Annotated in this window: 18 protein-coding genes, 1 tRNA gene and 1 pseudogene; 19 read left to right on the top strand and 1 reads right to left on the bottom strand. The window is 62.5% G+C overall.

Going from position 1 to position 22,000, the window contains the following annotated elements:
* Nucleotides 1-157 precede the first annotated feature (157 nt).
* From H6A15_RS07890 to rbr, 16 genes are all read left to right on the top strand, one after another.
* Nucleotides 158-361 (top strand): hypothetical protein, encoded by a 204-nt coding sequence (locus tag H6A15_RS07890; protein ID WP_204673206.1) that lies wholly within the window; start codon nt 158-160, stop codon nt 359-361.
* A gap of 1,156 nt (nt 362-1,517) precedes the next feature.
* Nucleotides 1,518-2,951, top strand: a complete 1,434-nt coding sequence (locus tag H6A15_RS07885) for an APC family permease (RefSeq protein ID WP_204673222.1) — start codon at nt 1,518-1,520, stop codon at nt 2,949-2,951.
* Nucleotides 2,952-3,075: 124 nt separating this feature from the next.
* Nucleotides 3,076-4,359, top strand: coding sequence for a metal-dependent hydrolase family protein (locus H6A15_RS07880; RefSeq protein ID WP_204673205.1), 1,284 nt, complete (start codon nt 3,076-3,078; stop codon nt 4,357-4,359).
* Between the two features lie 243 nt (nt 4,360-4,602).
* Nucleotides 4,603-5,970, top strand: coding sequence for a histidine kinase (locus H6A15_RS07875; protein WP_204673204.1), 1,368 nt, complete (start codon nt 4,603-4,605; stop codon nt 5,968-5,970).
* Between the two features lie 47 nt (nt 5,971-6,017).
* Nucleotides 6,018-6,752, top strand: a complete 735-nt coding sequence (locus H6A15_RS07870; protein WP_204673203.1) for a LytR/AlgR family response regulator transcription factor — start codon at nt 6,018-6,020, stop codon at nt 6,750-6,752.
* A 254-nt stretch (nt 6,753-7,006) separates the two neighbouring features.
* On the top strand, nt 7,007-7,951 hold the full coding sequence (locus tag H6A15_RS07865) for a zinc dependent phospholipase C family protein (protein ID WP_204673202.1): 945 nt from the start codon (nt 7,007-7,009) through the stop codon (nt 7,949-7,951).
* A 123-nt stretch (nt 7,952-8,074) separates the two neighbouring features.
* The gene (locus H6A15_RS07860) at nt 8,075-9,325 is read left to right on the top strand and encodes an MFS transporter (RefSeq protein ID WP_204673201.1); all 1,251 of its coding nucleotides are present in this window, start codon (nt 8,075-8,077) and stop codon (nt 9,323-9,325) included.
* Nucleotides 9,326-9,512: 187 nt separating this feature from the next.
* Entirely contained in the window at nt 9,513-10,103 is a 591-nt protein-coding gene (locus tag H6A15_RS07855; protein ID WP_204673200.1) for a QueT transporter family protein, read from the top strand.
* A gap of 74 nt (nt 10,104-10,177) precedes the next feature.
* Nucleotides 10,178-11,365 carry a glycosyltransferase gene (locus tag H6A15_RS07850; protein ID WP_204673199.1) on the top strand — a complete coding sequence of 396 codons (1,188 nt, stop codon included), beginning with the start codon at nt 10,178-10,180 and terminating at the stop codon, nt 11,363-11,365.
* On the top strand, nt 11,362-12,705 hold the full coding sequence (locus H6A15_RS07845; RefSeq protein ID WP_204673198.1) for a histidine kinase: 1,344 nt from the start codon (nt 11,362-11,364) through the stop codon (nt 12,703-12,705). The genes H6A15_RS07850 and H6A15_RS07845 overlap by 4 nt, the downstream gene beginning before the upstream one ends.
* A gap of 81 nt (nt 12,706-12,786) precedes the next feature.
* Nucleotides 12,787-13,503 (top strand): LytR/AlgR family response regulator transcription factor, encoded by a 717-nt coding sequence (locus H6A15_RS07840; RefSeq protein ID WP_204673197.1) that lies wholly within the window; start codon nt 12,787-12,789, stop codon nt 13,501-13,503.
* 22 nt (nt 13,504-13,525) lie between these two features.
* Nucleotides 13,526-13,993 (top strand): YfcE family phosphodiesterase, encoded by a 468-nt coding sequence (locus tag H6A15_RS07835; protein ID WP_204673196.1) that lies wholly within the window; start codon nt 13,526-13,528, stop codon nt 13,991-13,993.
* A gap of 220 nt (nt 13,994-14,213) precedes the next feature.
* Nucleotides 14,214-14,291, top strand: a tRNA-Asp gene (locus H6A15_RS07830).
* A 917-nt stretch (nt 14,292-15,208) separates the two neighbouring features.
* Nucleotides 15,209-15,691 carry an RrF2 family transcriptional regulator gene (locus H6A15_RS07825; RefSeq protein WP_204673195.1) on the top strand — a complete coding sequence of 161 codons (483 nt, stop codon included), beginning with the start codon at nt 15,209-15,211 and terminating at the stop codon, nt 15,689-15,691.
* Nucleotides 15,692-15,717: 26 nt separating this feature from the next.
* Entirely contained in the window at nt 15,718-16,764 is a 1,047-nt protein-coding gene (locus H6A15_RS07820) for an adenine glycosylase (protein ID WP_204673194.1), read from the top strand.
* Nucleotides 16,765-16,885: 121 nt separating this feature from the next.
* On the top strand, nt 16,886-17,425 hold the full coding sequence (gene rbr / locus H6A15_RS07815) for a rubrerythrin (protein ID WP_204673193.1): 540 nt from the start codon (nt 16,886-16,888) through the stop codon (nt 17,423-17,425).
* A gap of 221 nt (nt 17,426-17,646) precedes the next feature.
* Here the strand turns inward: rbr and H6A15_RS07810 are convergent, their stop codons facing one another.
* Complete coding sequence (locus H6A15_RS07810) at nt 17,647-18,372, bottom strand: GntR family transcriptional regulator (protein WP_204673192.1); 726 nt, start codon at nt 18,370-18,372, stop codon at nt 17,647-17,649.
* 323 nt (nt 18,373-18,695) lie between these two features.
* On the opposite strand from H6A15_RS07810, the gene H6A15_RS07805 reads away from it, so the two are divergent.
* The 3 genes and pseudogenes from H6A15_RS07805 (at nt 18,696) to H6A15_RS07795 (ending at nt 21,985) form a co-directional block, all read left to right on the top strand.
* Nucleotides 18,696-20,285: an alpha-glucoside-specific PTS transporter subunit IIBC gene (locus H6A15_RS07805; protein ID WP_204673191.1), complete on the top strand. Its 1,590-nt coding sequence runs from the start codon at nt 18,696-18,698 to the stop codon at nt 20,283-20,285.
* Nucleotides 20,286-20,580: 295 nt separating this feature from the next.
* A pseudogene (locus H6A15_RS07800) lies at nt 20,581-21,126 on the top strand (6-phospho-alpha-glucosidase); the annotation flags it as partial.
* Between the two features lie 433 nt (nt 21,127-21,559).
* On the top strand, nt 21,560-21,985 hold the full coding sequence (locus H6A15_RS07795) for a hypothetical protein (protein WP_204673190.1): 426 nt from the start codon (nt 21,560-21,562) through the stop codon (nt 21,983-21,985).
* Nucleotides 21,986-22,000: the final 15 nt, after the last annotated feature.

The raw sequence follows: 22,000 nt of genomic DNA, 5'->3' as shown, positions 1-22,000 counted from the left end.
GGTCGGCGCGTCTCCCGGGGACACGCAGGTTTCGCGGCCCCGTGCCCGACCGGCTGTCCCGCGTCCCCCTCATGGTGGCGTTTGGGGGCATCGGGCGCTGCCTGTTGTTCGGTGCACCGATGCGCCCCTGGCCATCGGGAGTGGCGTTGCGCTGCCGTTGGCGGGGGTTGCCGCCTCGCATTGCTGGCTGTCGGCGATCGGTGCGCGCGCCGGCGTCGCGCGCGCGGGCCTGCCCGTCATGGCGCCTGACGTCTTCGCTGGAGGGGCGCGTGCCGCGGCGACGGCTTCCGAGGGCAGCACCATCAAAGGTGTCGGTGCGAACCCCGCGGGTCCTCGCTCGTTCGTCGCCTTCGCGACTTGACCGAGAGCGGGGGGTGGGGCGGTGCGCGCGGCCTTCGTTGATGTCACCCATGTCGGTGTTGGGGCGCCAGGAGGCAAGCCGTGCCGAGCGGTTGGGCGGCGTGGAGGCACCGGATGGAGCTGTACCAAGTGAGGGGCGGCTCCCAGCACGTTCTTCGCCGGCTCTCCGCGCGCCTTGAGATCTCTGGCCCTGTTCTGGGTGGTCGGGGGCGATTTGACGCAGATTTGGCCGCCCCTGATGCATTGAGGGCTCAGGGGCGCGCGTGCCATCGTTGCCGCTCGTGTGGGATGCGCGAGGACGTGAGGTGTCCCGTGTCATGAGCCCTCCCATCATGCGTGCTGAAAACCAACCTGGTGCGCCGTGTCGCCCTGTAGTCAATGGTATTCGTTTACCCATACCATCTGCCGATGTTTCTTGCCACAGGACAAAGATATCGCAGCGTCGTGCGGCAGCTGACGTCAAGGATGCGTTATCTAGGGCAAAATCGCCCATGCCGGGCGGGCGAGGGCTAGAGCCGGCGGGTTTGGTTCCGCGGAGAGCGCCGGTGACGAACATTTTTTGATGCAATCCAACTATTCTGGCCATTATTGCCACATACGAACGATTTGCGTCTGCATGGGGCCTTCTTCTGAGCGGTTGGCTTTCACGACGATTTTGGCCAGACGTGCTGTGTTTGGAGAAATTGCAGTTAGATGGGCATATCAATAAAAGGGGAAGATGGAAGCCAACCGACATACCATGTTGCTAGTACGCTTGCACAGGGCCAAATCGCGCGTATGTATCAAAAATGGCCAGAATAACGATATCTGAAGAAAAAACTTCTCTGGAAAGAGAGCTCGTTGGGCAAGGGCCACGGCAACGCGTTTCCTCCAAGGGGAATCATCGAAGTTTCCGTCGCGTGATGCCGGCAATCGGCAGCAAGGTTCGCTACCGCTGGCCCCGCTCGTCGGCAAATCGCGTCCGCTCGTATCCCCGTCTGTCCGTCAATCGGAATGAACGGTGGTTCTGCCGCAGGCCACCGTAAGGTAGTCACTGGCGAGAGACGACCCTTCGGGTCGCAGACAACCGGGCGCGGATGGTCGCGCCCCCGACACATGAAAGGAGGCACGTCGTGGCAGACTCCAACAAGACGGCAGCGGTTGCCGAGAAGGGTGGCATGAAGAAGACCCTTTCGCTATGGAACTTCTTCACCATCGGATTTGGCGCCATCATCGGCACCGGCTGGGTGCTGCAGGTGGGCGACTGGATGGTCGTGGGCGGCGGCCCCGTTCCGGCAATGATCGCGTTTTTGCTGGGAGCCATCTTCTTGGTTCCTATCGGCGCGGTCTTTGGCGAGCTTACGGCAGCCATCCCCATTTCCGGCGGCATCGTGGAATATGTCGACCGCACGTTCGGGCGCGTCCCGTCCTACATCACCGGCTGGCTGCTGGCGCTGGGCAACGGCATTCTTTGCCCGTGGGAGGCGATCGCGATCTCCACGCTCGTATCCGACATGTTTGGCACCATTCCCGGTCTTGAGTGGCTGCGCGCCATCGAGCTGTACGAGATCCTTGGGGCCAAGGTCTATCTGTTCCCCACGCTCATCTCGCTTGCCATCGCCGCCTACGTGATCTTCCTCAACTTCCGCGGCGCATCGTCTGCGGCAAAGCTGCAGGCATTCCTTACGAAGGCGCTCCTGTGCGGCATGCTGCTCGCCATGGGAATCTCCATCTTCACCGGATCTCCCGCCAACGCGCTGTTTGACGGCCAGGTGTTCTCGCAGGTCACCAACGCCGGCGGTGGAGTTGCCGAGACCGGCGCTACCGACATCTTCGGCGGCATCCTTTCGGTGCTGCTGCTGACGCCCTTCTTCTATGCAGGCTTTGACACCATTCCCCAGCAGGCCGAGGAGGCTGCCGAGGGCCTTAACTGGAACAAGTTTGGCAAGATCATCTCCCTCGCCCTGCTTGCGGCTGGTGGCTTCTACGTGGTGTGCATCTACTCCTTCGGCACCATCATCGACTGGCACTCCTTCGTCGAGGCCCCGGTGCCCGCGCTCGCCTGCCTGAAGAACATCAACTTCATCTTCTACATCATCATGCTGGCCATCGCCACGCTCGGCCCCATGGGCCCCATGAACTCCTTCTATGGAGCCACGAGCCGCATCATGCTCGCCATGGGCCGCAAGGGCCAGCTGCCCGAGCAGTTTGCCGAGGTCGACGAGAAGTCCGGCGCGCCCAAGCTCGCCTGCGTCGTGCTTGCGGTCATCACCCTCGTCGGTCCGTTCCTGGGCAAGAACATGCTCATCCCGCTCACGAAGGTTTCGGCGCTTGCCTTTATCTTCTCCTGCACCATGGTGTCGCTCGCCTGCCTCAAGATGCGCTTCACCGAGCCCGACCTGCCGCGTCCGTACAAGGTCCCGGGTGGCAAGTTCGGCATCGCGCTTGCGGTGGCCGCAGGCCTCATCATCATCGCGCTGATCGTGCTGCCCATCACCTCCGAGTCGCTTGACCTTACGGGCTGGGCCATCGTGATCGGCTGGCTGGTCCTGGGACTCGTCCTCATGGCGGTGACCGGCAGCAGAAGCAAGGCGCGGCCGCAAAGACGGTGACGCCTGGCGGGTTGCCATGCGCGGCACCCAAGTCTGGCCGGGTTGCCCTCGGTGGCTCGGCCGAACCACTGGATTTATCGGGGCCGGTCGGCGGCCTCGTAAGAACTTCTCCTAAGGAGGAACCATGAACAAGAAGTACGCGATCGTCGGTGGCAAGCTCGTCGACGGCACCGGCGCCCAGCCGATCGAGAACTCCCTCGTGCTCGTCGAGGAGGACGGCAAGATCAGCTACGCCGGCGTTCACGAGGACGTTCCCGCCGATAAGGGCTACGAGGTCATCGACGCCACCGGCAAGACCGTCATGCCCGGCCTGATCGACACCCACCTGCACTTCTCGGGCAACCTCACCGACGATGACACCGATTGGGTCATGCAGCCGCTGCTGGAGAAGCAGGCCGTCGCCGTCAAGCAGGCCTACGACTGCCTCACCCACGGCCTCACCACCGTGTGCGAGATCGGACGCTTCGGCATCCATGTTCGCGACTGCGTGAACAACGGCGTGTTCCCCGGCCCCCGCATCTATGCCACGGGCCTGGGCTTCTGCCGCACCGCCGGCCACGGTGACTCCCACCACTGCAGCCAGCTCGAGAACAAGCAGTCCCACCCCTGGGGCGACCAGGTAGACGGTCCGTGGGACCTGCGCAAGGCCGTTCGCCAGCGCCTGCGCGAGAACCCCGACGCCATCAAGATCTGGGCAACCGGCGGCGGCATTTGGCGCTGGGACTCCGGTCGCGACCAGCACTACTGCGCCGAGGAGATCAAGGCCGTGGTCGATGAGGCCAAGATGGTCGGCATCCCCGTGTGGAGCCACTGCTACAACTCGCATTCCGCGGCGTACGATTCGGTCCGCTTTGGCTGCGAGCAGCTGATCCATGGCTTCGACATCGACGAGCGCACCATGGACCTCATGGCCGAGCAGGGCACCTTCTTCACGCCCACCATCGGCTTTTTGCCCACCTGGTACTCCACCTATCCGCCGGTCTACGTGCCCGAGATCCACGACAAGTACGAGGGCACGCTCGTCGAGCAGGAGCTCCAGCGCAACTACGACTGCCTGCGCGAGGCCAAGAAGCGTGGCGTGATCTTCACGATCGGCTCCGACTCCTTCTCCTTCGTGACGCCGTATGGCTACGTCACCATCGACGAGATGTACGACTTCGTCGACAAGGTCGGCATCTCGCCGCTCGAGACCATCACCTGTGCGACCCTGAACGGCGCCAAGATGGCCCACTGCGAGGACGAGACCGGTTCGCTCGAGGCCGGCAAGTTCGCCGACCTGCTCGTGGTGAACGGCGATCCCGCGGCCGACATCCATGACCTCACGCCCGAGAACATGGACGTGATCATGAAGGACGGCAACATCGTCGTCTCCGGCACCTTCGGCGATCGCAACAAGTACTCCGCGTAGCGCGTGACACCAAGGGCGTGCTCCCATCTTCCCGCCGACTCATGGCTTTCGGCCTGAGGCGGTGCTCGGGAAGATGCGGGGCACGCCCCCGCGCGTCGAGTTTCTGCGGCAGGCGGTCGCTCACATGGCGACAGAACAGGTAGGATAGGGGATGTTTTGGGCCGAAAGGCCTTTTGTTGGTTTGATGCTTCGGAAGAAGGGGATGGCGTGAGGGTTCCGGGCGTAATCGAGCGGTCGCGACGCATGAATCCCACCAAAGTGCTGCGGTCGAGCCAGGTGATCATGACGGTGCTGCTGGGGCTGTGCGTGCCCATGCTCATCATCCTGCTCATCGTGGAGCTCGTGGCAGATCCCAACCCTGTTCCCGCGGTGATCACCATCGCGGGGCTGGTGCTGCTGTGCTTCTTCTTCTCGTATGTCTTCGTGGTGCCCGATGACCTCACGTCGAGCGCCACCGACCGCACGCTCTCCATCGCCTCCAAGATCTTCGCCCACACCCGTCAGGGCATGACCCCCGAGGCGACGCTGGGCGCCTGCCGCATCATCTTGCCGGAGACGCTGGCGTCGGCGATCTGCATCACCGATGGGAAGCAGATCCTGGCCAGCTGGGGCGTGGGCTCCGAGCAATGTCCGCCGGGAACCCCGGTCGCGCTCGAGACCACCGCTCGCGTCATGGCCTCGGGCACCATGAGCGTGTTCGCGCGCGACGGGGACTCCGGCGAGGGCAGCCCGTTTCCGCACCTGCGGGCGGGCATCGTCGCCCCGCTGAAGGTGCGAGACCGCTGCATGGGCACGCTCGGGCTTTTCTATCCGCGGGCTAGTGCGATCGATATGCGCCAGACGGCGCTCGCGACGGGCTTTGCAGAGCTCATCTCGACTCAGCTTGCAAGCTTTGAGCTGGAGCGCCAAGACCAGTTTGCGGCGCGAAGCGAGCTGCGCGCCCTGCAGTCTCAGGTCGATCCCCACTTCCTGTTCAACACCATCGGAACCATCGCCTCGCTTGTGCGCACCGACCCCGAGCTCGCGCGGTCGCTACTGATCGACTTTTCCAACTATTATCGGCAGACCCTTTCGAACTCCGAGGAGCTCACCACGCTCGAGTCGGAGCTCGACCAGGGCATGCGCTACATCAACCTCATGCAGGCGCGGTTTGGCGGCGAGCGCCTGCGCGTGCGGCAGGCGATCGATCCCGACGTGCTTTCGTGTCGCGTGCCTCCATTCATCCTGCAGCCGCTTTTGGAGAACTGCATCAAGCACGCGATGCGCGAGGTCGAGCCGCTGTCGATCTGCATCAGCGCGCGCCGCGCCGACGACCGCGTTGAAGTCGTGGTCGAGGACAACGGCGCCGGCATGGACGAGGCGACGCTCGCCCATCTGTTCGAGGAGCGCGATGCCGCCCTGGAGGACAGCGACGACATGGCTGCCGACGGCTCCAACCCGCGCGGCTGCGGGCTGGCACTGGTCAACGTGCTGATGCGCATCAAGTTTTTCTTCGGCGGCGATTCGGGCATCCATATCGAATCTAAGCTGGGGCTGGGCACGCGCGCCACGGTGTGCTTGGTGGGGGAGCCGCGCGAGCTTGAGCCCGCAGCGCCGCTCGCGCTGGCATAGCGCTGCGCGCAGGGTATGCCGAGGACGCAAACAAGAGAGGGGACGCAATGGAAGCAAGTCCGTGGAGCGTGCTGATCGTGGACGACGAGCCGCCCATTCGGGCGGAGCTGCGCTATCTGCTGGGGCGCGATGCGCGCATCGGCGAGATCGATGAGGCGGGTAGCGGCGGGGAGGCCGTGCAGAAGATCCTGGCGAGCCGTCCCGACGTCCTGTTTTTGGACATCCAGATGCCCGGCACCAACGGCATGCGTATTGCAGAGACGCTTTCTGGTCTGAAGAACCCGCCGCTTCTGGTCTTCGTGACCGCCTTCAATCAGTTTGCGGCGGACGCCTTTGATCTCAATGCCGTCGATTACGTGCTCAAACCCGTAGAAGAGGCGCGTCTGGCGCGCACGTTGGACAAGTTGGGCGTACAGCTCGATGCCCGTCGCTCCGCAACGCGCGAGGGCGTGCCGATGCGGCTTGCGGTCGAGCGCGGCGGCAAGCGTCTGTTCATCCCCGTGTCCGATATCTGCTACGTCGAGGCGTGCGCCGACTATACCCATGCCGTCACGCCGAACGGCACCTATCTGGTGTGCGAGTCCATCTCTTCTCTGGAGGAACGTCTGGCCAAAGAGGGGTTCCTGCGCGTGCATCGCAGCTACCTGGTCAATGTGGACGAAGTGCACGATGTGGTGGTTTCCCGCCCGGGACTTTTGGAGCTGCGGCTCGAGCATGTCGACGCGGCGGTTCCGGTTTCGCGCCGGCGCGTCGCGGCGGTGAAGGAGCGGCTCGGCTTGTAGCGGATGGATGGGATGGATGGGGACGGGTTCGTTTCATCTGCATATGCCGCGCCGGGCTGCAGGGGATCCGGGCAGACCCCCTGGACCCGCATCGACCCTGTGTCCGCCCCCGTATTCTCAGGGCCGTCGCAGGCGCCTGCCCGCCTTCGGGCGCGTTTTGTCGCGGAGGGGTTCTGACGCGCCCGGTTGGGAATAATGGAGGTCGAGCAACGTTGCCGCGTGCCGCGAGCTGCGGCGCAAGCGAAAGGATCACCATGCCTGCACTCATCACACACCGCCTGTTTGGCGAGGAAAGTATCGGCCGCCTGCCCGAGGGCATCGTCACCAGCGAGGACGAGCGCATCGCGTTTCTCATCGCCAACCAGGGGCCCGACCCGTTCTTCTTCCGCGTCCGCACGCCGCATATGGGGGAGTGCATGGAGTTCGGTCGCTGCATGCACCGCTGTCGCATGTCCCGCCAGTTTGCCGCCTTGCGCGACGGGGCGGGCCATCTGAATCGCCACGATGCCGGTGTCGGGCGCGCGTTCGTGCTCGGCCTGCTTTCGCACTATGTTCTCGACCGCAACGCCCATCCGTTTGTCTATGCGCAGCAGTGGGGCATCCAGGCCGCCGACCCCGACCTTGCCGATGCTGGGTCTGTGGTCCATGCGGTCATCGAGGCGGACCTCGACGTGCTCATGCTCCAGCGCAAGCGCGACGGCGCCACCGTGGCGTCGTATCCGCCCGAGTCGGTGCTCACCACCAACGAACGCGTGAACAAGGTCGCCGGCGCGCTGACCAGCTACGTGGCGCATAGCGTCTATGGGCTCGAGGTCGGCGCCAACGAGTACGGCGGCGCGGTGGCAGACATGAAGGTCGTCTACAAGCTGATCGAGCCCGCGGGCTCGCCGGCGTCGTCGCTCATCTCGCTTGCCGAGGGCGTGCTGCATGACTGGTCGCTCTTGGGGTCGCTTGCGCATAGGAGCACGACGACTCCCCCTGCCGGCGCGGGCAACCTGGCACATCGGCCGTGGAGCGACCCCTTTACGCATGCGGAGTCCTGCGAGAGCTTCCCGGAGGTCTTCGACCGCGCGCTTGCCGACTATGCGCGTGCGGCCGCTTGCTTTGTCGAGGCGGGCGATATGGCCCAGGTTACCCGTCACGTGAACTACTCGGGCCGCCCTCTCGACGGGGACGAGGAGTTCGGCCGCGAGGAGTAGGCCCCTTTACAGAATGCTGACCCCTATCGCGCGTTCGCTGCCGTACCATAATGCGGATATGCTTCGTGTGACCGCGTCGCCCCGTCGCCTGGGTGCGGACGCGCGGCGAGGGGGAGGAACCGTATGAAATACACCGATCTCGAGCGGAACTGGGTCATGTATGACGTGGGCAACTCCGCTCTCGTGCTCTTGAACACCTCGGTGGTGCCTATCTATTTCGACGCCATCAACACCGCCGCCAACTCAGCCGAGCTCGTTACGGCGTGGGCAAATGCCCAGACGGTCGCCTCGCTGGTGGTGGCGCTGCTCATGCCCATCTTGGGATCGCTCGCCGACTTCGCGGGCAACAAGATCAAATTCTTCTTGGGATTCTTCTTGACCGGGCTGGTGCTCTGCCTGGCGCAGGCCATCCCCATGGGTGCGATGCCGTTTTTGGTGGTCTACGTGCTCTGCACCATCGGCCTCAACTCGTCCATGACGTTCTACGACGCGATGCTTCCGGATGTCACCACCGACGAGCGCATGGACAGCGTGAGCTCCTCGGGGTATGCCTGGGGCTATGTGGGCTCCTGCGTGCCGTTTATCGTGTGCATCGCGCTGATCATGCTGGGTCCCTCGATGCTCGGCCTCGACATGATGTTCGCCACCCGCATGTCCTTCATCATTACCGGCGTATGGTGGCTGCTGTTCACCATTCCGCTGCTGCGCACCTATAAGCAGCGCTATGCCAAGGAGCTTGCACCCGGCGAGACCATGGCCTCTACCGTCGCGAACACCTTCCGCGGGCTCGTCGCCACCATGCGCCGCATCGCGCGCGACAAGGCGCTGCTCATCTTTATGATCGCCTTCTTCTTCTACATCGACGGCGTGCATACCGTCATCTCGATGGCGACCACCTATGGCACCTCGCTCGGCATCGATTCCACCCAGCTCATCCTCGCCCTGCTCGTCACGCAGTTCGTGGCGTTTCCCTCGGCGATTGCCTATGGCAGGCTTGCGGGCAGGTTCGGCACGCTCCGCATGATCATCATCGCGGTTGCCGCCTACGTGGCGATCGTGCTGTTCGCGGCCTTCTTCTTGAAGGAGGCGTTCGAGTTCTGGATCCTCGCAATTCTGGTGGGCATGTTCCAGGGCGGTATCCAGGCCTTGTCTCGCAGCTATTTCGGCAAGCTCATCCCCAAGGAGCACGCCAACGAGTACTATGGCTTCTTTGATATCTTTGGGCGCTATGCGAGCGTCATGGGAACTCTGCTAGTATCTGTCGTGACATCGCTCACGGGCGACCCTTCTTTAGGAGTGCTTTCCATCGGGGTCCTGCTGGTCGTGGGCTTTGTCATGCTGGCAAAGCTTTCCCGCATGAGGGGCATCGCCTAGCATCTGGCCTCGTGCGGGGAGCACGGCGCCGGACGCTTTGGGGTTCGTGCAGGCACCGCGCCGGGAGCGGTGGCAGGTCCTCGTCGATGCATCTTCTACCTATGAGCGGGCGTCCCACCGCGCCCGCGCCTGCTGGAGGGCTTTGCTGCATCAGTAAAGCCCTCCAATCATAGAAGGTGATCGACTTATGAAATCGAATGACATCGCTCGCATGGGCGTCATCGCCGCACTCTATGCGGCGTGTACGCTGGTGACCATGCTCGTGCTGGGCAACCTCGCCTGGGGCCCGGTGCAGTTCCGCGTATCGGAGGCGCTCTGCGCCCTCGCGCTGTTTACGCCCGCCGCGGTTCCCGGCCTTACCCTGGGCTGCGCCATTGCCAATGTGGCGAACATCGCTCTATCGGGTACGGGCATGCTGGGCCTGCTCGACGTGGTCTTTGGGTCTGCCGCCACGTTTGCGGGAGCGCTGTTCACCTGGAAGATGCGCCGTCATCCGCTCGTGGCGCTTGCGGGCCCCGTGCTCGCCAACGCACTCATCGTCCCTGCATATCTCCCCATCCTTTTGCAGGCGACCGGTTTTTATACCATTCCCTTCACGTCCATCTCGCTCGATGGCGCCTGGCCGCTCATGTATCTCTTCGGTCTGGTGAGCACGGGTGTGGGAGAAGCGGTTATCATGTATGTGTTGGGGTACCCCCTCGCACGCTCGCTCGCCCGCGCCCCGTATTTCAGGGAGCTTTCGCCCTTCGACGTTAAGGCGCAGCAGACGAGCCGCTAGAACTGTCGGGGGATGCCTCGATAGGCCAGGTCTGTTGTTGCCGGGCGCGACCCGGGGACGGGAAGTGTACGTTCATGAACGCCGCGATCGTGATTCCAACCTATTGGGCGGGTGAGCATACCGGCGCCTATGTTCCTGGCACCTACGACCATTCGACCGAGCTGCACAGCCCCACGCCCGAGCTCGACCGCTGCCTCGCCTCGCTCGAGCAGGTAGCCGACGTGGCGCCCATTGTGCTGCTCGTCGTCTGCCCGGTTTCCGCCACGGTCGAGGTCTCGCGCCGTGTGCGCCAGATCGTCGAGGCACATCCCACGCTTTCGGTGACGGTCGTCACCAATCTCGAGGCGACGCAGGTCATGGACCGCGTGGGTCGAATCGCGCCGGGGGGCACCGGAGAGTGCGTCTCGCTGCGCGGCTACGGCGCCATCCGAAACATGGGCCTTGCGGTTGCCGCGATCATGGGGCGCGACGTCGTCATCTTCCTGGACGACGACGAGGTGGTCCTGCGCCCTGACTTTATGACGAAAGCGCTCTATGCCCTTGGCCAGGAGACGAGGACCCGGCTCCCCATCCTGGCCAAGAGCGGCTACTTCTTTGACCGCTCCGGCTCTCCGCTGGCGGATACGTCCAAGGCGGGGATTTGCCATAAGTGGTGGACCAAGCGCCTGGAGTTCAATCGGTGGATGAAGCGGGCCCTGTCGGGCACCCGCATCTCGCGCTCCAACTATGTTTGCGGCGGACTTCTGGCGCTGCATGCCCGCGCCTTCTCCCGCGTTCCCTTCGACCCGTTCATCACGCGCGGCGAGGATCTCGACTACCTTTTCAACATGCGCCTCTTCGGCCTTGACGTGTGGTTTGACAACGAGTGGGCGGTGAAGCACCTGCCTCCCGAGTCCGAGCAGCGCTCTCCGCGTTTCATGCAGGACGTATATCGCTGGTACTACGAGCGCGTCAAGCTTGCTGCCGCCAACCGCCGCAACGACCTCAATTCAGTGACCGCCGCCTCGCTCATGCCCTATCCGGGGCCGTGGATCTCGAGCCAGCTTGACGACCGAGTGCGCCGGACGGCGCTTGTCCGCGCCCTCTTCACCCGCGAGCATAAAGGCTACTGGCAGATCTGGCGTCACGGACGCTCGGACGCGCTGCGCTATGCACGCGACAACGAGAACAGCTATCTTAAGTTCCAGAGCTTCTGGCCCAGCATCATGGACGGGCTGTGGCGCGATCCCGAGCTCGCCGTGATGTTGAAAGGACGTCGATGATCAATCGCCCTGATAGGTTCAGGACGGACAACATCGTGCTCGTGAGGGCCTTGGTGGGCATCTGCCTGCTGGTGGTGTCTGTCGGCATTATCCATATCCTCTCGTCTGATTTCGGCGCGCTCTACACGCTCGTCGCCTGCGTGCTGCTCTGCCTGTTTTTCATCCTGTTCGTCTATCTGGGGATCAACCCCGATGCGCTGCGGTCGCGCTATACCGAAGAGACACTGTATGTCGCCTCGAACATGCTCGACGACCTCAAGGACGGCCTCACGCGCGAGAGCGCCGAAAAGATCTGCCTGCGCCTTCTGCCCGAGACCCATGCGAGCAGTATCGCGATCACCGACACGTCGGTGGTGCTTTCCTGCGTGGGCGACATGGCCGACGACTTCCCGCCGGGCTCTCCCGTCCATAACCCCGCCACGCGCTACGTGCTCAAACACGGCATCGTCCAGTCGTTCACGCAGGCCATCGAGGTCCCAAGCGAGCTGGGCCGCCCCCGGCAGATCCCGGCGGGCATCGTGGCCCCGCTCAAGGTGCGCGAACGCACAGTGGGCGCGCTCAAGTTCTATTTCTCGAGTCCTCGCGCGGTGAACCGTACGCAGTATGCGCTCGTGTCGGGTTTTTCGGAGCTGCTCTCCACCCAGCTGGCAATCCATGCGCTCGAGCAGCAGGAGGAGCTCACCGCCCGCGCCGAGGTGCGTGCGCTCCAAGCTCAGATCAACCCGCATTTCCTGTTCAACACGCTCAACACCATCGCCTCGTTTACCCGTACCGACCCGGCCCGAGCCCGCGAGCTGCTGCGCGAGTTCGCCTCGTTTTACCGCTCGACGCTCGACAACTCCGGGTCGCTCATCCCGCTGTCGCGCGAGATCGCCCAGACCCGCCGCTACCTTGTCTTTGAGCGTGCCCGGTTTGGCGAGGAGCGCATCATGGCCGACTTCGACGTGGAGCCCGAGGTGGAGGACACGCCGGTGCCTGCCTTTATCGTGCAGCCGCTGGTTGAGAACGCCGTCCGCCACGCCATGCGCGACGAGGCGCCGCTCCACATCTGGGTGTCCATTCGCCCGGCGGGCGACGAGGCGCTCGACATCGAGGTGTCCGATGACGGCGTCGGCATGGACGACGAGACCGCGGCCCGTCTCTTTAGCGAGCGGTCGCTGCCCGTCGACACGAGCCTTCCGCAGGGCGGCGGCGCCGGCGTGGCGACGCGGAACATCTATGAGCGCATCAAACGCTTCTACGGGCCAAACTCCTTTGCCCGGGTCTCTTCGAGGCCCGACGTGGGAACTACGGTCACGTTGCATCTTGACTTAGTGGAGAGTATCTTCACAGAGGGGTAGAATAGAAGTTCCCGCGCAGGGTGTGCCGACAGGTCCGCTCGCTGCGGGAGCTACAACGCCGAGGAAAGGGTTATTCGGGATATGCTACGTGCGATGATCGTCGATGATGAGGCGCCTGCCCGTTCCGAGCTGCGCTTCCTGCTAGAGCAGACGGGCAAGATGAGCTCCATCACCGAGGCTTCGAGCGTTCGCGCGGCTATCGAGACGCTGATGGAGAACCGCGTCGACGTGGTCTTTTTGGACATCTCCATGCCCGGCGCTTCCGGCCTTCAGCTCGCCGAGGCGCTGCACAAGCTCAAGAACCCGCCGGCGATTGTATTTGTGACCGCCTATAGCGACCATGCCGTGGAGGCCTTTGAGGTCGACGCGGTGGACTATCTGTTGAAGCCCGTCGAGGAAGAGCGTCTCGACCAGGCCTTGAACAAGGTCCTCGCCCGCGTGAAGCCTGCGACCGAGAGCAAGGTCACCATCGAGCGCATCCCTGTGGAAAAGGGTGGGCGCAAGGTGCTCATCCCGGTCGATCAAATTCGCTACATCATGGCGAAGGACGACTATTCCTGCATCTTCACCGACGACGACCGGTTCTTGTCTACGACGTCGCTTGCGCAGTTTGAGTCGAAGCTGTGCGATTTCGGGTTCTTCCGGGTCCATCGTCGCTATATTGTCAACCTGGCCTGCGTGGAGGACGTCGAGACCGTTCCTTCGGGCGCCATCCAGCTTGGGGTCACCGGTGTGGATGAGCGCATTCCGGTGTCGCGTCGCCGCGTGGTGCCCCTCAAGAAGGCGTTGAGCCTATAGAAAGACGACAGAAAGGCTGCCAGTGGACACCTCCCGCACGAAGCGTATCGACATCATTTCCGACACCCATGGGCATCTGACCGATGAGTTGCTGGGGCAGCTCGAGGGGGCGGATCTGATCGTTCATGCGGGCGACATCACCTCCGAGTCTGACTGGGCGCTCCTGTGTGCGCTGGGCCCGCAGATAAAGGCGGTTCTTGGCAACAACGATTTTTATTACGACTATGGCCCCGAGGTCGAACGGTTGAATCTGTTCGACTACGAGGGCCTTTCCTTTGCCGTGTCGCACTATCGCGAGGATTTGCCGGTGGGCATGGTGGATGTCGGCATCTGCGGGCATACGCATCGTGCCCGCGTGGATGAGCTGGGGCGCTGCACGGTGGTGAATCCCGGCTCGCCGTCGATGCCGCGCGGCCGCAGGGGGCCGACCATGGCTCGGATGCTCGTCCGAGACGGCAAGGTGCTTTCGACCGAGATTGTCGACCTATAGCTTTCTTCCGGGTGACGTGGCCGACTTTTTTGCGCACTCGGTCCGTCGCCGATAGGCCTCCGCGCTTCGATGACAGCGCTTCCTTGGTTATATCTGCAGGTAGTTGCCGTGCCTAAGGCAGCAGAAGGCGTATTTGAGGATGTGCGAAATACTTTTTTCAAAAAAGTGCTTGCATCGTTCGAGAACCTCTGCGTATAATACTCCTCGCAGCAACTGCTGAGGGGAGTTAGCTCAGTTTGGTTAGAGCGCCGGCCTGTCACGTCGGAGGTCGCGGGTTCGAGCCCCGTACTTCCCGCCACTGCATTGGAGCAGCCCGTTAGGTTTCCTAGCGGGCTGTTTTGCTATACGCGTCTTCTGCGTGAATCTCGCCTCACAGCCTCGCTTTGACTTTGCCCTCTGCGGCACCATGTTCCAAGGGTCCCATTGCGGGGCCTGTATTCAAGAGCGCCTCTTGGGGCGCTGCGCCTCCAAGAGCGAGGCGCATGGACAAGATGGCCGGGGCGAGCCGGACGCGCATGCCGTCTTGAGTCCAAATCGTGCCCCGCAAGACCGTTAACCCTATATGCGGCGACTCGCAACCGCATTCGCTTCGGATTTATGCAGATAATTCCGGCATGGTCGAGTACACCTTGTCCCCCCTCAATCCTTTGATCTGCGGTTTTGCTGTCAGAAATCTCTGTCTACTCGGCTGTTTCGAAAAAGGCTGCATAAAACCGAAACGAACGTAGGCATGGGGCCTTTCGGCGACACGATTATGGATGATGCTGGGCACCATATGAGGAGCTTCAGCGCAAGGTCTGATGTGTCGTCGTGCTCGATAGTAGTTAACATGCAATTATTTACGTTTGTGAGGCAAAAACGTAAATAATTGCATGTTTAGCGTCTGCAGACGCACACGGTTGGACGGCAATCACTACGGTCATGGAAGAGATGGGGGAGCGTGGGCAGGGCATAGGGTTGGATGTTGCGACGCGGCGTGAGGCGCAAGGTCATCAGGCTGCCCAGGTGATTTGAACAAAGGAGCGCAACGCACAGTGCAATGAATCATTCGGGGCGAATACTGTATATTCCACCGATGTGGTTGGGTATGGTAGACGGCCTCTCCATATCAAGATGGTATAGTATGTCGCTGGCGTAAGGTCAATTAACGCACCTAGCCGCGTTGTCCCGTTCTCGCCTGACGGGCTCGTCGCTAGGCAGGCCCGAGGGGGATGGATGGATATTTCTAGGAAGACCGACTATGCATTGCGCATCCTGTCGATCTTGGTCGAACAAGAGGGGGGTCTGCTTTCGGTGCGCACCGCAGCGGAGCAGGTCGATGTTCCCTATTCGTTTGCTCGTTCCATCCAGCACGGCCTGGTGCAGGCAGGAATCATCGAGAGCCTGCGAGGCGTCCACGGCGGCATGCGGCTCAAGGTCGATCCCGTTGACATCACCATTCGACAGATCGTCGAGGCGGTCCAAGGTCCCCTCATCGTCAACGATTGCACGGCGCCAGGTGGCACCTGTGCCCGCATGACCGATTGCTGCTACCACGCCATCTGGAGCGGTGCTCAGGCGCTCCTGCGCAACTACCTCGACTCCGTTACGCTCGATGACGTTGTCAACCATCGCAGGAACCCTGCGGTCGATCCCGTATTTGTGGACCGCGACGCCTTCCCCTCCTACGCCGAGTGCTCCTGCTCGGAATGCCGGTAGGTCCCGTGTCCCCGTCTTCCCATCTCATGGATGACCCCGCCGCCCCAGCTCAGGGGGCGTCTCTTGAGGCATTCCGTAACCTGATTCGTTCTGAGGGAGAACGTCTCTACCGCGATCTTCCGTGGCGTCGGACGAGGGACCCCTATGTGGTGTGGCTCTCCGAGGTCATGTTGCAGCAGACCCAGGTGCCGCGCGTCGAGTCGCGCATGCCTGCATGGCTCGATCGATTCCCATCGCTTGAGGCGCTTGCCGAGGCGCCCTCTTCAGAGGTGCTCGCGGCTTGGCAGGGGATGGGATATAACCGGCGCGCGCTGGCGCTTCATCGTGCGGCTCAGACGATCGTGCAGGAATACGACGGCGTATTTCCGCGCGATACGAAGCAGCTGGTGGTGCTCCCGGGCATCGGCCCGGCAACGGCACAAGGCATTCGCGCCTTTGCTTTTGATCTGCCGGGGGTTTATCTGGAAACCAACGTCCGTACGGTGTTCTTGCACCATTTTTTCCCCGATGTCCCCGCAGTGCCCGACCGAGAGCTCGTGCCCCTGATCGAGGCGACCTGTCCTGATGCCCCGGCGGGAGCAGCGGACGAGGCGGAGAATCTGGCGGTGCCGGACGAGGCTGCCCTTGGATGCGCTGCGCTTCCGACGGAGCGTGGCGGCGGGCGCCAAGCGGGGCGTTTAGGTGCTGGCGAGGGCGGGCAGGCGTATGCGAGTCCGCAGGATGGGCATGACACCCCGCGCGCCTGGTACTATGCGCTGCTCGATTATGGCGCCTACCTCAAGAAAACCATCCCCAACCCCTCTCGTCGCTCGGCTGGGTATACGCGCCAGTCGCGCTTCGAAGGCTCTCGGCGCCAGAAACGCGCCCATATCGTGCGTATGCTGCTTGATGCCCGCTCGGAGGCCCCGTCGGGCCTGCGCCTTGAGGACATCGCGCGCGGCGTGGACGAGCTCGAGCGAGCGGCGGGGCGTCCTACGGTCGATCGCGACCTGGTGTCATCGATTCTGTCCGACCTTGTCCGTGAGGGGTTCTGCACAGAAAAAAGTGGCACATGGCTAATTACGGAAAGTTGACGGTGTCCTAATAAGGAATGAAATCCGGGTCGGATTGGGTATAAGGTGAGCACGCGCGGCAGTTGCCTGCCGTTCGCGACACTCACGCTGTGCCCCTTGGGGCAGAAGGGAAGGGATACCCATGGATTTTGAGAACTCCCAAACCAAGAAGAACCTCGAGACCGCGTTCGCCGGCGAGTCTCAGGCCCACACCAAGTATCGCTATTACGCGTCCCAGGCCAAGAAGGACGGGTACGTTCAGATTCAGAACATCTTCATGGAGACCGCTCTGAACGAGTCCGAGCATGCCAAGCTGTGGTTCAAGTACCTGCATGGCGGTGCGGTTCCCGGAACCCTCGACAACCTGAAGGATGCCGCCGCGGGCGAGAACTACGAGTGGACCACCATGTACGCCGAGTTTGCCCAGACCGCTGAGGAGGAGGGCTTCAAGGAGATCGCCGCCAAGTTCCGCGGTGTCGGCGCTGTCGAGAAGGCCCACGAGGAGCGCTATCTCAAGCTCGCCGAGCGCGTCGAGAAGGGCGAGGTCTTCGATCGCGAGGGCGTCAAGGTGTGGAAGTGCCTGAACTGCGGTCACCTGCATGTCGGTCCGGCTGCCCCGCAGCTGTGCCCGGTCTGCAACCATCCGCAGAGCTACTTCGAGGAGCAGGTCGTCAACTACTAGGCGACTTCGAGAACGTCTTGTTCGCCTGTGTCGCAGGGGCGCGGGGGTCTCATCTTCTGATGAGGCCCCTTTTTTGTTTTTGGAGTCGACGGGATGCCAGCCTTCTCTTTTACGACGGTGTTGAGGATGCCGGCCCCTCGTCTGCCGCAGCGCCGGGGATGCGGGACCTCCTGTCTGCCGCGGCACTGCCGAGGCCTGGCCCGCAACTCGGCACGTCTTGGCTAATAGTTCCTGCGGATGGCGGTCTCGTGAAACGCGAAGAACCCCGGGCGCTGGCGCGACTCGGTGTACTCGATCATCACCCCATCGGCATCAAAGGTGTGCGAGCGCATGACGCCGACCGCGTTGAATTTTCCTAGATTGATATAGCACGCGTCAGATTCTGTGGCGGCCTCGGTCGTGATGGTCCGTTTGCTCGTCACGATTTTTATGCCGAGGGTGCCCTCTAGGTAGGCATATACCGAGTCGCGGACCACATCGGGGGTGAGTCCCGGCACCTTGTCAGAGAGATAGAAGCTCTCGTCCGTCGAGATATACATGCCGTCAGCCGAGCGCGCGCGCATGATGTGCGTCAGGCGGCTGCCTTCGGCAAAGCCGGTCGTCTCGGAGAGCTTTTCGTCAGCTATGACCTCCTCGAAAGTGACAAGCTTGGTGTGTGGCGTGAAGCCGCAGCGCGCGGCGAGCTCGTTGAATGTCTCGAGTCCGTTATAGCCCGTATGATCGAGAAGCTGCGGATTGCGGATCACGCGAACCCCTTTGCCCTGCTGCGACTGCACATAGCCGTCTCTGGCGAGCAAGCCGAGCGCGCGGCGAATCGAGCTGCGCGAGCAGGCATACTCGTCGGTGAGCTCGGCTTCGGAGGGCAAAAACGACTGATACGGGTAGGATCCGTTCTCGATCTTGAGCTTAAGTTCGCGATAGATATCCTGAAAGACAGATTTAGGCATATGCGTTCCATCCTGTACGTACAACTATGTTCGAGTGTGCGCTAACGTTTGGACTATGTCAATCGGTATATCTCCAAATATGCGGTAGGTATGTAACAGTTTGTTCGAACGGCAGCCTTGTCCGACGACAGCGGGCGGGAGCGCGCGGCGGGACATCGGGGGCAGTCGTACCCTCTTAGGCGAAAAAAGATAACTTGTACGAACATGTTGGGTAGTGCAACGCCGGCGGTGCTTCTGAGCAGGGGAGATACAGGTTATGTATAACGGCATGTGCAAGTATCGCCTGCTTGCGCGTACATTTTCCTGAAAGGAGGAGAGCACGCATGATGCAAAAGATCCAGAAGTTCGGCGGCGCCATGTTCACGCCGGTGCTTCTCTTCGCCTTCGCGGGCGTGGTAATTGGATTGGGCACGCTCTTCACCACCGAGGTCATTTTTGGTCCGCTGGCGGCTTCCGACACCCTGTGGTACGGCGTGTGGAACGTGATCCTGCAGGGCGGTTGGACGGTGTTCAACCAGTTGCCGCTGCTGTTCGCGGTATCGCTTCCTATCGGTCTGGCAAACAAGCAGAATGCGCGCTGCTGCATGGAGGTGCTTGTTGCCCACCTCACCTTCAACTACTTCGTATCCACCATGTTGTCTCAGTGGGGCCCGACCTTTGGTGTTGACTTCTCCGCCGAGGTGGGCGGCTCCAGCGGTCTTGCCATGGTGGCGAGCATCAAGACGCTCGACATGGGCATGATCGGTGCCCTTGCCATCTCCGGTATCGTCATCGCGCTGCACAACAAGTTCTTTGAGACTGAGCTTCCGGAGTGGCTCGGGGTATTCTCCGGCTCCACCTTCGTCTACATGATTGCGTTCTTCGTGATGCTTCCCACCGCGCTTGCAGCGTGCTTGGTGTGGCCGCATGTCCAGGATGGCATCCGCGCGTTCCAGGGCTTCGTGGCCACGGTCGGCCTGCCCGGCGTGTGGATTTTCGCCTTCCTTGAGCGCGCCCTCATTCCCTTCGGTCTGCATCACCTGCTGTACAGCCCGTTCTATTATGACAACGCCGTGGTGAACGGCGGCATCTATGCGGCCTTCGCCAAGCAGCTTCCCGAGATTGCCGCTTCTTCCGCTCCCCTCACCGAGCTGGCTCCCTACGCCGCCTTCACGTGCTCTACGTGGTCCAAGATGTTCGGCTGCCCCGGCATCGCGTTGGCCTTCTACTTCACCGCCAAGCCCGAGAAGCGCCAGGAGCTTTTGGGCCTGCTCATCCCAATCACGTTGACCGCCATCTTCTGCGGCGTGACCGAGCCCATCGAGTTCACGTTCCTGTTCATCGCCCCTGGCCTGTTCATCGTGCACTGCGCGCTCGCCGCGTGCCTTGCCACGGCTATGAACGCGGTTGGTGTCGTGGGTGTCTTCGCGGGCGGCCTCATCGAGATCAGCTCACTGAACCTGATTCCGCTGTGGGCAAACCATTGGATGACCTATCTCGTCGGCTTGGTCGTCGGCCTCGTGTTCACCGGCATCTGGTTTGTCGTCTTCCGCTTCCTCATCGTGAAGTTCGACTTCAAGACCCCCGGTCGCGAGGATGACGAGGAAGAGATCAAGTTCCACAGCAAGGCCGAGTACCGTGCGGCCAAGCAGGGCGGCGGCGCCGCGGCTCTGGAAGCGGGCGTCGAGGAGAATCCCTATGCCGTCACCGCGGCTGCGTGCATGGAGCTCGTGGGCGGCCCCGACAACATCGTCGACGTGACGAACTGCGTCACCCGTCTGCGCCTGAACGTGAAGGACGAGACCCTTGTCGCCGACGACAAAGACTTCAAGTCTATCGGTACGAGCGGATGCATGAAGAAGGGCAAGTCCGTCCAGATCATCATCGGTCTCAAGGTTCCCAAGGTCCGCGACGAGTTCGAGAAGCTGATGTAGCGGCTCAGGCCGGGCTGTCTCCAACGTGCCGCCAGGCACACGCTCCCTCCTGTGGGGCGGCCCGCCTCCCCGACTCTATTCCTTCGGTGCCGCCCCTCTCCATTCGAGAGATCTCGGGTGAACAAAGGGGTGGATGAAACGAGCCCGTCCCCATTCATCCCATTCGGATGAAACGAACCCGTCCCCATCCATCCACCCATCCCTCCAGGAGGCCCTAGGTGAACAAAGGCCCCGCGTCGTGGTCGCAACGCGAGGCTCACCGAACCCACTGCGACCGGGAAAGGAACGATCAGCCATGTCCAAGAAGTCCTATGCAGTCACCATCGCAGGAGGCGGCTCGACCTTCACGCCGGGCATCGCGCTCATGCTCCTCGAGGAGCACGACCGCTTCCCGGTAGACAAGATCACCTTCTACGACAACGACGCCGAGCGTCAGGAGATCGTGGCGAAGGCCTGCGAGATCTACTTCCGCGAGAACGCCCCCGAGATCGAGTTCAACTACACCACCGATCCCGAGACCGCCTTCACCGGCATCGACTTCGTGCTCGCGCACATCCGCGTGGGCAAGTACGCCATGCGCGAGAAGGACGAGAAGATCCCGCTGAAGTACGGCGTCCTCGGCCAGGAGACCTGCGGGCCTGGCGGCATCGCCTACGGCATGCGTTCCATCGGCGGCGTTATCGAGATCCTCGACTACATGGAGAAGTGGAGCCCCAATGCCTGGATGCTCAACTACTCCAACCCGGCAGCGATCGTAGCCGAGGCGTGCCGCGTCCTGCGTCCCAACAGCAAGATCATCAACATCTGCGACATGCCCATCGACCTGATGGACAAGAGTGCGACGGCGGCTATGCGCTCGGCAACCTCATCGGGCTGCTTTGCGCCGAGGCGCTCCTGCAGAACGTGGTCGGCGTCGCGGGATGCGCGGTCGCGCTCTGGCGTCTGTGGAGGCCGGCGGCGGGCGAGATCACCGCCTGGAAAGAGGAGCGCGGCGTGAGCGGTGTGCTCTTCGACATCTCTGGCGCGATCGTCGTGTTGGCGATAGCGGCCATCTGCGCGTTTGCTTCCTGGCGCATCAGCCTGGCTGGCTAACGGGGTTACGCGGGCTTCGCGCCGCGTGGCTCGTCGCACGGCCGGCAGGCGCCGCACGTCCGGAACGCGCAGTTGAGGCTGCCAGACACGCCGCACCTGCCAAGAGCTTGACAGGTGCGGCGAATCATTCAATACTGGCATCATCTCCCATCCATGCAAGCCTCAAAGATATGAGGTGACGGATGGACCTGTTTATCGAACCCCAACAGAATAGCTATGAGTGGCAAGGGCGCTCCCGTGTGGTGAGCTCGCGCGGGGCGTCTGCTGCGCCGTCGGAGCCATGTGGAGGCGTGCGTGCGAAGGACGCCTGCTCGTCGTATCCGGTGCCGGCCGCGTGGCGGGACGAGGCCTATTCCCTTGAGCAGGAGTCATATCGAGAGGAGCTCGCCTTCCACCGCGGCCGCGCGCGAAGGCGCAAGCTCGCCTCCGCCGCGCGCGTGGCGTGTCTCGTGGTGCTTGTGCCGCTGGTGCTCGTCGCGGTGTTTGTCGCGTCGTATGTGCTCACCTGCATCATGAACGGGGCGACGCCCGATGAGGTGGCGGGGCTGCTTCAGGGCTTGTGGGCGCGCGTGGAAGGGTTCGTGCACGAGGCGCTCTCTGGCCTTTGATGTGACGCCGGCGGA

It is taken from the genome of Enorma phocaeensis (genome assembly GCF_016901575.1).
Lineage (GTDB): Bacteria > Actinomycetota > Coriobacteriia > Coriobacteriales > Coriobacteriaceae > Limicola > Limicola phocaeensis_A.
This window is presented reverse-complemented; position numbering and strand designations above follow the sequence as displayed.